At 64.0% G+C, this 12,178-nt stretch carries 9 protein-coding genes and 1 pseudogene; 8 read left to right on the forward strand and 2 right to left on the reverse strand.

Annotation, left to right across the window (positions count from 1 at the left end; translation table 11 throughout):
• From ACFZAI_RS12230 to ACFZAI_RS12245, 4 genes and pseudogenes are all read left to right on the forward strand, one after another.
• Positions 1-606, forward strand: a pseudogene (locus tag ACFZAI_RS12230) (type VI secretion system tip protein VgrG); the annotation flags it as partial.
• Positions 603-1,541, forward strand: a complete 939-nt coding sequence (locus ACFZAI_RS12235; RefSeq protein WP_391567118.1) for a hypothetical protein — start codon at positions 603-605, stop codon at positions 1,539-1,541. The pseudogene ACFZAI_RS12230 and the gene ACFZAI_RS12235, both read left to right, overlap by 4 nt.
• On the forward strand, positions 1,538-4,840 hold the full coding sequence (locus ACFZAI_RS12240; RefSeq protein ID WP_391567120.1) for a T6SS effector BTH_I2691 family protein: 3,303 nt from the start codon (positions 1,538-1,540) through the stop codon (positions 4,838-4,840). The genes ACFZAI_RS12235 and ACFZAI_RS12240 overlap by 4 nt, the downstream gene beginning before the upstream one ends.
• A gap of 260 nt (positions 4,841-5,100) precedes the next feature.
• The gene (locus ACFZAI_RS12245) at positions 5,101-5,634 is read left to right on the forward strand and encodes a DUF6708 domain-containing protein (RefSeq protein WP_391567121.1); all 534 of its coding nucleotides are present in this window, start codon (positions 5,101-5,103) and stop codon (positions 5,632-5,634) included.
• A 77-nt stretch (positions 5,635-5,711) separates the two neighbouring features.
• Here the strand turns inward: ACFZAI_RS12245 and ACFZAI_RS12250 are convergent, their stop codons facing one another.
• Complete coding sequence (locus ACFZAI_RS12250) at positions 5,712-6,662, reverse strand: adenosine deaminase (RefSeq protein WP_391567122.1); 951 nt, start codon at positions 6,660-6,662, stop codon at positions 5,712-5,714.
• A 41-nt stretch (positions 6,663-6,703) separates the two neighbouring features.
• Entirely contained in the window at positions 6,704-7,639 is a 936-nt protein-coding gene (locus tag ACFZAI_RS12255) for a LysR family transcriptional regulator (protein WP_391567124.1), read from the reverse strand.
• 156 nt (positions 7,640-7,795) lie between these two features.
• Between ACFZAI_RS12255 and ACFZAI_RS12260 the strand changes: the two genes are divergently transcribed.
• The 4 genes from ACFZAI_RS12260 (at position 7,796) to ACFZAI_RS12275 (ending at position 12,111) form a co-directional block, all read left to right on the forward strand.
• Entirely contained in the window at positions 7,796-8,509 is a 714-nt protein-coding gene (locus ACFZAI_RS12260) for a hypothetical protein (protein WP_391567125.1), read from the forward strand.
• 70 nt (positions 8,510-8,579) lie between these two features.
• Complete coding sequence (locus tag ACFZAI_RS12265; RefSeq protein ID WP_391567126.1) at positions 8,580-9,053, forward strand: sel1 repeat family protein; 474 nt, start codon at positions 8,580-8,582, stop codon at positions 9,051-9,053.
• Positions 9,054-9,062: 9 nt separating this feature from the next.
• Positions 9,063-10,439: an MATE family efflux transporter gene (locus tag ACFZAI_RS12270; protein ID WP_391567127.1), complete on the forward strand. Its 1,377-nt coding sequence runs from the start codon at positions 9,063-9,065 to the stop codon at positions 10,437-10,439.
• 79 nt (positions 10,440-10,518) lie between these two features.
• A complete protein-coding gene (locus ACFZAI_RS12275) occupies positions 10,519-12,111 on the forward strand; it encodes a lytic murein transglycosylase (protein ID WP_391567128.1) in 1,593 nt (530 codons plus the stop codon).
• The last annotated feature ends 67 nt before the right edge of the window (positions 12,112-12,178 follow it).

Here is a 12,178-nt window from a genome sequence, read left to right on the forward strand (position 1 = left end):
GAAGACGAACGGGACCAGGAAGAGATCTACGTCCATGCGCAAAAAGACCAGAACATTCATGTGAACCACAACGAAACCACCTTCGTCGGCCATGATCGCAGCGAACAGGTGGAGCATGACGAAACCATCGTCGTCGGTCACGACCGCAAGGAAACGGTGGGCAATGACGAACACGTGCACATCGGGCACGACCGGCGTCACGATATTGGACAGGATGACTTTCTGACGATCGGGCGCAATCACACGGTGATGACGGGCAAAGACCGCACCGAACACGTCGGCAACAACCGGCGTGACAAGACTGCGGCCAACCACTGGATCGACACCGGCGGGAATGTGGAACACACCGTGCAGGGGCATCATCAGCTGCATGCGGGTCAGCGCATTGCGCGCAAGACGGTGGTGTATGAATTGCAGTCCGCCCAGCGCGCTGTCATTAAAGGGCCGGGCGGGACGATCACGATTGATGGTTCAGGCATTACGTTCGAGGGCGTGGCGATCCACTTGAAAGGCCCGATTTCGCAGTCGGGCGGCGGCGGCAATTCGGTTTCCATGGCGGGGCAGTCGGTCGAAGGCCTGTTGGCGGACTGCCAGGAGCGTTCGTGATGGCCACTACAGTCATCGCAGAACGAATCGCCGCGCACAGGGCGCCTGACGATTTCGTCTATTTGCTCGTCGACCCGCTGGCGGGTTGTGCGCCGGAGTATGCGCTAAGCCCGTCATCGCTTGCGGCCACGTTGGGCGAAGACGCGCTCGTCAGCGTCCCCAGGCCGGACCTGGCGCATACGGTTGGAGCGTGTCCGATCTTGGTCCGGTTGGCTGGGCCGGGCCACGCGCCCGATGCGGATCTTCTGGATCGAACGGAACAGCTTGCGCTGGCCGAGACCGGCCATCGCAAGCGATATGGCTGTGGATGCCTGCTGAGCCCGCTGTCCGCCGACGCCTTGGCCGAGCATATTGCGGCGCGCTGTTTGACGTTCTCGGCCAGCGCGTCGGGCGGCATGTCGCCATGGTTCGAGCCGTTGCGGCTGGAGCTGCTCGCCGCCGCGATGCCCGACACGCTGAGCAGTGCGTTGTGGCCGATCCGCACGTGGCTGCTGCCCACCAGCTGGGGAGAAATCGCCATGGTGAACGGTGCGCCGGGCGCGTCATCCCTGGTTCCCGCGATTGCGTGCGATGCGCAGAGGGATGCAGCGCTCATCGCGTTGCTGTTGTCGGCATGGCGTCGAGCGTTGCAAGCGCCGCTGTCGTTTGCGCCCAGGCCATGGCAAGGCAGAACGCTGCTGCCGCCGCAGGCCGCCGCGTCGGCATTTCGCATGATCCGGCAGGCGCGTCAACGTGGCGTCACGGACAGCAAAGACCTGCTGGCACTCGCCCTGCATCAAGAGACGATTCATCCGCAGTTGCTGCGGTTTGAACCGTTGCGTGACGCATTGCATCGCGCGACGCCCGGACACGCATCCGGCGTACTGGCTGCTTACGGCAACGTGGCGTGGAGCCGCATCGCCGCCTACCTGAACGAAGCGGGGGAAGGCGCATGACGCTCAGCCAACAGCTTATCGACATCGTCGAAGAAACCATGCCCTTGCCGCCCGGCAGCTGCAACGCCTGCGAACGCAACGGCTTGCCGATCCTGCTGCTGCGCCCGGCGGTGGTGGCACAGAGTTCGTTCTTGCGCGCGCGCCATGCGCTGTCGCATCCCAGTCTGCAAGCGTCGCTGCGCATCTTGCGCAAGGGCTATGTCTATGTGCTGCTGGACCGCAGGGTCTGGCATGCCTATCAAGTCACTGACGCAGGCCATATGCGGCATTTCAATCCCTATGAAATGCCCCGCACCGAGCCCGCGCCGTTGGCCGAGCGCTGCATCCAGGCCGCGCACAATCTTCCGGCGTCATTCATCGGTATCGACATTGATAAGTACAAAATCGCCTGGATCGCGTATTCGCAAGACCCATGGCCAGCGGCCGTGCTGGACGCGTACAAGTCCGGCACGGGCTTGGCCGCTGATTACGCCCAGCGGTTTGTCATCGTCGACTTGCCGAAGCTGCGGGACGATCCCACGGCCGGTGGCACCGCGCTAGGCTTGGAACATACGCATCGGTTGAACGAACACGTGGCCGAATACGCCAGCGGCGTTGATGACTTCGGCAGTGTGCACGGCTGGTCATCGCGCGGGGAACAAGCCGCAGGCATGCGCAATTACCTGACGCTGATGGAACGGCAACACCGCTTGCCCCAAGGCGTAAGCGCGCTGATCCTGTCCGATCCCATCGGCATGGCGGAAGAGCTCAACAACGTCCGGCTCGCCGCCTACACGCAAAAGCGATTGTGGGCCGAGGCGCCGGAACGCCGGTACGCCTATTTGACCTCGCAGTGCCTGCTGGCGATTCAGCAACTGTACGCCGTACAGGCCGACGCCGAGACGATGGCTAGCACCGTGTCATTGATGGACCTGATGCCCAGCGAGTCCGGCACGCCGCCCGTGTTCCGGGACCCCGAGCTTGATCGGCAAGAGCGCATGCAAGCCAAGATCACCGACCGCGTCGAACGATTGAAGGAACGCTATTGGGAAACGAATCCGCCCACCGAACCGCGCCGCCAAGGCCGGGCAAGTTTTCAGGCGCGGTACGACCGGGACATCAAGCGCTTTGAAAACGACATCGACGCGTATGGCAAGGATTGGGCGCAGGTGATCGGCAGCGCGGCGTGGAAGCGCATCGTGGCGATGGATTATTCCGACACCGATGAACGTTCGCGGCAGTTGCGCTTGATGACGGTGAGTGCTTGTTTGGACGGCGGCATCACGGATGCCATGCCGGCGTCTGATGCCAAGTCGGATGAACCCGAAACCCTGGGCCCGACCGGCACCGCGTGGCGCGCGCTGCTAAGCGATCCCAACAGCGCCGCCTATCTGGCCTTGAACGGCCATCAAACCTTTTTGCAAACCACCTTTATTCCGATCTTCGGCGCGGGAACCGTGGCCAATGACGCCGGTAAAAAATACTTTGACGCCGTCAAAAGCATCATCAGCAGCAAGGAAATCGGCGCATGGCGAGAAGGCCGCGCCGCCGACGCCGCCGACCAACTGCTCACCGCCATGCACGGCGCCAGCAAGCGTCTGCATCAACACCTGAACGCCGGCTCCAAAGCCGCCGTCGACGCGGTCCAGATGAGCGGAGCGTGGCTGTACCGCAATGCGCAGATGACCCAGGTGGTGATTCAACTCACAGTGGGGGAGCTGCTGTCCATCTGCGCGGAAGAACTGCAACGCGCTGCCGAAACCTTGCGACAAGACGCCGGCCGGCGCGTACGCGCGTTTGTCTTCGCAGGCTTGATCAGCATCCCTGATCCAGCGGTGCGTAACGTGTTGATCGATGTGACGCTGTGGGTGGAAGGCAGTGCGGAAGACGTCAGAAAGCGAATCAACGCCTTCGCGACCGTCGCGGGAAATCAAGTAGAAAGCGCCGCGCGCCAAATCGGAAGCGTTGCGCGCCAAGTGGAAAGCGTTGCGCGTCACGTGGAAGGAGCCGCCCGCAAAGCAGAAGATGCGGCGCAAAAAGCGGCCCACGGCGCAATGCGCAAGATCTCGGCCGGCATGAAAAACCTGGAAGCCCCTGCTGCCCATTTGCTGAAGGGCTTGGAGCTAAGCGCGGCGCACGCGCAGGAGTTCGCCAAGAACAGCCTGACGAGCCTGAAGCGATTGTCGGTGGGATCGGGTTATGGCGCGCTGTCGCTCGTTAGCCTGTATTTCCTGCATGACAGCGTGCGTACCAGCCTGGACGCGGCGCGCGAGACCGTTGGGGCAAGGCACCCCGAAGCGATGGCCGCGTTGTACGGGGCGGGAGTGGGGTTGCTGGGAGCGGGCGTGGAGGCGGGTGGGTTGACGCTAAGGATTGGCGCGGAAAGCGTGCAGCCGTTTATGCGACGGGTGGCGGCGGCCGACGGCGGGGCGGTGGCGCGGGCGATTGGGATGGGGAAGAACCTGATCAAGGCGGGGGGAGTGATAGCGGCGTTGGGAGGGGTGGCGGATGGGATGGCGAGTTTTGCGGCGGAGAAGCGCGCCAACAGCGTAGGTGATATCAGCGCAGGACGGAGGTATCTGATTAGCGGCTCGCTTTCGATCGGAGGTGCAGTCTCTAGCGCAATAGGGGCCGCGAGGGGAGGTGCATTGCTAGGGGCGCTGGGTATTGGCATCGCACTCGGAATCACTGCATTTGTAATAGGAAAAATAGCCAAGAGATTGGAGTCGGATAGTTTCGAGTTGTGGGCCCGTTGCTCCTACTTCGGTAGGGCAGAGCGTGAACGACGCTGGGAAAATGCCGATCAAATGGACGCGGCAATGTCGGCATTGAATGCGGCTTTCATCGGCATGGACGCGACCCTGGGCTTTCATTCCGCCCAGCGCGCAATGGACGCAGATACGCTTTTGACGGCGGATATTTTGGTAATAAAGGCAACGGGTGGGATCGAATCGGGAACAGAGCTTGGCTATCGCATCGTGCTTCCTGGCTTCGATCCAATGATTTCGCGCTTCGAATTCAAGCTTCTGGTAGAACGCTTCGGCGTTGAACGTGGAGGGCGGCGTCTTCCAAAGTTGTCAGAGGATGTGCTGGCCGCTATGCATCACAACAGCACGACCGGAGCACCCACTTTGGGACAGTTTAGGCATCTGACTGCGAATGATCAGCGCTTACCAACTCAGGAGCTGCCAATTCTGAGTTGCCGGTATTGGCTTGGGCCATTGCACAGCATTAAGAGCGCTACAGCCGAAATTACATTTTGGCCAGATAAGGACGACCTTACCGGCTACGCCCGCATCAGCATGACCGAGGAAGCATAATGGCCAGATCAAAACTCCATCCGCCCTGCGCAGGATGGCAACGCGATCTACCGGGACCTAATGATCCCCCCGAGGCTGCGGCAACGTTGCGGGAGGACGCGCCCAACCATGTTGATGACATATATATGGAACTGTCGAGGCGTTCGTCCACCATTCGCGGCTTGTTGCTCTTGTTTGTGCCACTTTGCGCATATTTTCTAGGAAGGCGACCACTTATTCTCTTAAGTCGAGGAGGGGTTGAACACAGCTTTGACTTCATAGTGACAGAGCTGCTGTTCTTCGGAATACTCTCCACGACGGCCTACCTCGCTTATCGCTTCGACGTCTCCCCCCCACGCGACCTCCCCATCCGCTTCAACCGCGCCCGCCGCCGCATCTACGTCTACGGTTTCCACATGGTCTGGTGGAACCCCTTCACCCGCTGGTATGTCACCACCGCCAGCTACCCCTGGGACGACGTCCGTGCAGAAGTCTGGGAACAATGGGGCGCGACCTCCGGCGGCGGTTTGATGATCAAGTGGGGCGTATCGATTGCCATCGTCAAACCCAACACCAACGACGTCATCGAACGCTTCCACCTCAGCACCTACAACCAAGACCTGGACAACCTCTGGGCCTACGTCTGCACCTACATGCAGCAAGGCCCGCAAGCCTTGCCGCTGTGCGACATCGAACCGCGGGATGCGAACGACGTGCCGGCGTACAACCTGGCGTTGCGTTGGGCGCCCCGGGTGGAGTGGCCGGAAGCGATGGATAAGGAATCGCGCAGCGCGCCGTTAGCCGTGCGCCCTTAGCCGTGCGCCCTTAGCCGTGTGCCGTTAGCCGCGCTGGTGGCCCCGCGCCCTTGGCCATCCGCCTTCCGTCCGGCCCTTTACTTCGCGATGCGCGCATCCAGGCTGTTGTCCGCCAGGGCCTGCGCCTGGGCTTTCGACATGCCCAGATGTTCATACAGCGCGTGGAAGTTCTCGTTGACGTAGCCGCCGAAATACGCCGGGTCGTCGGAATTGACGGTGACTTTCACGCCGGCGTCCAGCAGCGACAGAATATTGTGCTCGCGCATGTGTTCGAACACGCGCAAGCGGGTGTTGGACAGCGGGCAGACGGTAAGCGGGATTTGTTCGTCGATCAGGCGCGCGATCAGGTTTGGGTCTTCGGCGGCGCGCACGCCGTGGTCGATGCGCAGCACCTTCAGCAAGTCCAGCGCTTCCCAGATGTATTCAGGCGGGCCTTCCTCGCCCGCGTGGGCCACGGCGGGCAGGCCTTCGGCGCGGGCGCGGTCGAACACGCGTTGGAACAGGCGCGGGGGAAAGCCTTTTTCGCTGCTGTCCAGGCCGACGGCGATGAAGGCGTCGCGAAAGGGCAGGGCTTCTTCCAGCGTGCGCATGGCTTGCGCTTCCGGCAAGTGGCGTAGGAAGCTCAGGATCAGTCCGCTGGTAACCCCAAGTTTTTCGCGGCCGTCTTTCAAGGCCTGGCTGATGCCGTTCAACACGACGGCGAAGGGTACGCCGCGGTCGGTGTGCGTTTGAGGGTCAAAGAAGGGTTCTGTGTGCACGACGTTTTGTTCGCGGCACTTCAGCAGGTACGCCCAAGTCAGGTCGTAGAAGTCTTGTTCCGTGCGCAAGACGTCTGCACCCCGGTAATAGAGGTCCAGGAATTCCTGAAGATTGCCGTAGTTGTAGGCGCCGCGCAGGGCGTCGATGTCTGGCCAGGGCAGCGCCACGCCGTTACGTTGCGCCAGCTGGAACAAGAGCTCGGGTTCGAGCGAGCCTTCCAGGTGCAGGTGCAGTTCCGCCTTGGGCAGTGCGTTGAGCCAGTCGTACATGGGTGCTCCGATCAAAAAGGTAAAGCAAAAACGTGGGCCGCTCAGGCGGCCAGGGCGATGTGGTCTGCCTGGATGGCAAGCTGCATTTGCGCCGCAAAGGCGCGTGCCTGGCGGGTGCTGGGGCGGTCGCGGCGCCAGATTGCGGCAAGCGGCGATTTCCGCAGGGCGGGGCGGGCCGGCAGCATGAACAGTTCGCCGCGCGCTTGCTGCACGGCGGCGACGCTGCCTGGCAGCATCCACAGGGTTTGCCCGTCCCGCAGCATTTCGCGGCCAAATTCCAAAGACAGGGCGCCGATCATATCCGGAATTCGCAGGCCGGCCTGGCGCAGTGACATTTCCAGCTCGCCTCGGATGCGGCTGCCGGGCAATGCGGTGAGCCAGGGGTAGGCGACATAGTCGGCCAGGGTGGTGTCTGGCACGCCCGCCAGCGGATGGTGGGTGGCGCAGCCCAGCACCACCGAATCTTCCAGCAAGGTGGTTGATCGATAGATCTGCGGGTTGACGGTGGATGTGAACCGGCTGATCAGCACGTCCACGCCGCCCGCGTCCAGATCTTCGATGAGCCTTTCGTGCGTGCCGATCTCGATGGTGAGGGTGATGCGGGGATAGGCTTGGCGGAACGCGCGGGCGGCTTCGGCCACGGGCCAGCCGGCGAACATGGAAAAGCATCCGACGGTCAGGCTGCCTTCATCGCCGCGCGATACCGCGGCCAGATCGATCTCTGCCTTGCGGAAGTCGGTGAGCAGCAGGCGGGCGTGACGGCACATGGCCTCGCCCAGCGGCGTACAGGTGGTGCCTTTGGCGGTGCGTTCGAACAGGCGCGCGCCAACCACTTCTTCAATTTCTGCGATGGCGCGCGACAGCCCCGATTGCGTGCTGTGCAGCTGCGCCGCCGCCTTGGACAAATTGCCCAGCTCGGAAACGGTCAGCACGATTTCCAGGTGCCGGATGCGGAGTTTGCCTCGGAACGGTGTCATGGCGCGGATCGGTGGCGATGTGCCGATTATTCTCTCCCGCCGGACGCTTGGCAACGGCGGGGCGGGATTCAGATATAGTTCGTCGCCGGGCAAACCGTGGGCGTCGCCATGCGAACCAAGGGATAACGCGGGGGCCGGAAAGGGAGACAGCGAGCCATGAATTCGACGATATCCGTCAAGCGGCCGCGGCGTGTGCTGCGGGTGGCCGGGGCGGGCGTGTTAGTGACAGCCTTGAGTGCTTGCGGCGTGTCGCGCGTGGACGAGGTGTCGGTCAAATGGCCGTCGTTCAAAAGCGGAACGCCGGTGGTGTTGCCGTCCGATCCGGCGCAATGCCCGGACCTGACGGGCACGTACCGGGCGCAAGGCGAATTCCGTTCGGGCGACCGCGAGACCACGGCCCTGAACGACCTGCGCAACTTCTTTTTGTATACGCTGGATCTGCCGGGTATGCGCGATACGCTTCTGCCTGAGTGGCGCTCGACGCCCGAGGCCACCGTGGCCTTGGCCCGCGTGGAAGGTGGATGGCGCGTGTCGGCGCAAGACGGGCAGGGCGCGCGTTCGACCGCACAGTTGCCGATGCTGAATGGGGCGCAGGACCCCGCCGCCTTGTCTGGCGACGCCAACGCCAACCGGCCCGACGGCGTCCGTCGGCACACCGGTTGCACGCAAGGCCGCTTGTGGGTCAGCGTGCGCAACGACTGGCGCCAGTACGAATCCATGGGCGTGATGCGGCACGTGGCAATATTCCGTCCGGACGCGGGTGGTTTGCTCGTGACCGTGCAACGGGAATCCGACAGCATCGGTATGCTGCCCTGGTATTCCAACGAAGGCAGCGTGTCCCAGGTTTGGTTTGCACGGGTCGCGCCCTGACGCCGCGGTTCCGGCATGTTGTGCGGCGTCCGCGGCGCGTGACGCGCTGATGACATTGGGCAATTGCGCCATGATGGAGTTGTCCTGTTCCGCAATCACCCCTTACGCAATTACCCCTTACGCAATCACCCCTTACGCAATCACCCCATTCCGCCATTCCCCCTGTTCCCCCCTCGCTTCAATGACTCGTAAAAATCTGATCCTTGCGTTGTTGTCCCTGCTGGTTTTCGTCGTGCTGATCGCACTCTTTTGGCGTGATCAATTTGCGCATACGCCGCCGTCCCTGCGTTCCCTCGTCGGTGACCAGATAGAAGGCGACATGCAGATCTACGGGGAGTCGCCGCGGCAGGATGCGCTGGCCCAGCGGGCGTTGCTGGCCGACGCGCAGCGGGGCAACCCAGACGCGCAGTTCATGCAGGGCATGATGCTGGAGCCGGTCGACATGAAGGAAGCGATGCGCTGGTATGAGGCCGCCGCCGCGCAGGGCGACGAAGGCGCGATCGCCCGCTTGCAGGCGCTGCGTGCGCAGCCCTCGGCCCGATAGGTCACGGCGTTGACCTTACCGGCCCAGCCCGCCACCGGCGACCCGCGCGCGCGCTTTGTGTCAGGGCCGCTGGGGCCGCACGTCTTTGAAATGATCATGACCGGCTGGGCCAGCATGCTCGCCGTGTTTGCGGTGGAGTTTCTGTCGCTGCTGTATCTGGGCACCTTGAAGGACGAAGCGGTGCTGGGCGCCGTAGGGTTCGGGTCGATGACGCAGTTCACGATTACGTCGATATGCATAGGCGTGACGGTGGGCGGCGCCGCGCTGGTCTCGCGGGCCTTGGGCGCGGGGGATGCGATGCGGGCGCGCACGCTGGCCGGCGCGTCGCTGGTGTTGATGGCGGGCGCGGCGCTCGCGGCCGGGGCGATCTTTCTGGCGGCGATCGGGCCGTTCACCGCCGCCATCGGGCTGGAGCAGGACGTGCGCGAACACCTGCTGTCCTACGTCCTGATCACCACGCCGTTTGCGATGGTGATGGGCGTGGGCATGATGCTGTCGAACCTGTTGCGCGCGTCAGGGCGCGGGCGCCAATCCATGTGGGTGCTGCTGGCCGGTACGGCGACGGTGGCGGTGCTGGACCCGATCGTCATTTTTGTACTGGATGGCGGCATGGAAGGGATTGCCTGGGCCAGTGGCGTGGGGCGGCTGGCCACCGTGGCGCTGGGCGCCTGGCTGGTGTTTGGCAAGCATCGTCTGGTGGTCTGGCCTGCCCGACGCGCGCTGCGGGCCGACCTGGCGGCCATCGGCAAGATTGCGCTGCCTGCTGCGCTGACCACCTTGGCGACCCCGGCGGCGGTCATCTTCACCGTGTCGACCTATGCCAGCTTCGGGCCGAGCGTCATGGCGGGCGCCACGGTGGTCGATCGCGTGCTGCAACTGGCGTATTCGCTGTTCTTCGTGCTGCCGGGCGCGATTGGCCCCATTCTTGGGCAGAACCTGGGAGCGGGCCAATGGGACCGCGTGAAACAGACTGTCAGCATCACGACGCGTTGGGCATTGTTCTATGGCTTTGCCGCAGCCGCCGTGCTGGCCGTGCTGGCGCCTTGGGTGCCGGACTGGTTCCAGGTCACCGGGCCGGGGCGCGACCTGATCCTGTTCTTCTGCCGCTACGGCAGTTTTGCGTGGGCGGTGAACAGCCTGTTCTTCGTGTCGATCGCCGTATTCAACAACCTGGGATACGCCACATATTCCACCGTGATCGGCTGGCTGCGGTCCACGGTGGGAACCTTGCCGTTTGTCTGGCTGGGCGCGCACTACGGCGGACCCGAAGGCGTGATGCTGGGCCAGACATTGGGCTTCGCGCTGTTCAGCGTGATCGCGATGGTCTACTGCCTGCGCGTGCTGCGCGCGCCGCCGGTTGTGCTGGGCGGGCGGCAAACCGCCTGATGGCTCAGCCGCCCCAGGGTTCGATTTCGGCGGCTGGTCGCGGTACGATCCGGGCTGACTTCGATTTTTCAGGAATACCATGCGTCAGCGTTCTTCAGGCTTTCGAATCGAACCCCTGTCCCGCGTGCTGCTAACCGCCGCCCTGATGGCGGCAGGTGCTAGCGCCGCACACGCGCAATCGCCATCGTCCGCGACGGGTTCGCGGGTGCAGACACCCGCAGCGCCGCAGCCCGCATTGACGCCCAAGCGCAGCTTCGACGACGTCGTCAAAGCGCAAGAGTCGGCCGCCACGCCGGCGGCGGCCCCTGCAACGGCGCCGGCCGCCGCGGCACCGGCCGCCACAGCACCGGCCACGGCACCCGCCACCGCACCCGCCACTGCGGCACCGGCCGCCGCGGCACCCGCTACCGCAGCACCCGCCACCGCGGCACCGGCCGCCACCGCTGCCCCCGCCGCGCCCACCGTCATCATCCCGAGCGAACTCGACACCAAGGCTTGCATCGCCAAGCTGCGCAAGGGCGCAACCGCCAACGGGCTGACCGTGGCCGATTGGGACAAGTACACCGCCAACGCCAAGCTGCTGCCCACGACGGTGGCGTCCGCCAAGGGCCAGCCCGAAGGGCGTGAGAGCTGGTGGGACTACATCGCCAAGACCGTCGATGATGAACGGGTCAACGATGGCCGCGCGGTGATGAAGAAGGTGGGGCCGCAGCTGGATGCGATCGGCCAGCAGTATCAAGTCGACCCCGCCACGCTCGTCGCCATCTTCGGCATCGAAACCAACTACGGCCGGCAGATCGGTAAGACCGATGTCTTGAACGCCTGGCTGACGCGCGCGTGCACCGAGAACAAGACGCTGTGGGAAAAGAATGCCTACGCGTCCGTCCGCCTGCTGCGCGACGGCACTGTGCCCGCCGATAACTTCGTGGGGTCGTGGAGCGGTGCGTTCGGCATGACCCAGTTCATCCCGACGTCCTTCTATGAATTGGCCGCCGATGGCGACGGCGATGGCCGGATCGATCTCTACAACTCCTTGCCTGACGCGCTGGCGTCCACGGCCAACCACCTGCGCAAGCGCCGCGCCAAGTGGACGCATGGCTTGCCGGCAGTGGTGGAAGTGCGCGTGCCGGCCGAGCTGGCCGCGGCGATTCCGCCCGAACCCGACGCGGAGTACGTGGGCTCGCAAGACCGCCGCACCATCGCGCAGTGGGCGCAGGCGGGCTTGAAGCAGGGCGACGGTTCGGTGTTGAAGTTGCCGTCGGGCAATGACGAGCAGGCCTATCTGTTCGCGCCCACCGGTTCCAAGGGCCCGGTGTTCCTGGCGACGGTGAACTTCGACGCCATCCTGCATTACAACCAGTCGCGCCGCTATGGCTTGGCCGTGTCGCTGCTGCTGAACCGCTTGCAGGGCCGCCCGGGCATCATCGCGGCCTGGCCAACGGACGACCCCGGCCTGTCCCGCGCCGAGATCAAGCAATTGCAGGAAGAGCTGTACGGCCGTGGCTATGACGTGGGCGAAGCGGACGGCATCCCCGGCGCCAAGACGCGCGACGCCGTGCGCGCCGAACAGGAACGCCGCAACCTGCCGCAAGATGGCCGCGTCGGCAAGCGCATCCTGGATGCGCTGAAGGCCGACAAGCCTGACGCGTTGCGCGCGCGTCCGTCCAAGTAAGCGGCGATAGGCGCTGCGCGGTATCTGCCACAAAGGCGGATGCCGCGCGCGGCCAAGCGCCGCTATG

This window comes from Achromobacter sp. NPDC008082, assembly GCF_042957345.1.
Lineage (GTDB): Bacteria > Pseudomonadota > Gammaproteobacteria > Burkholderiales > Burkholderiaceae_B > Achromobacter > Achromobacter kerstersii_A.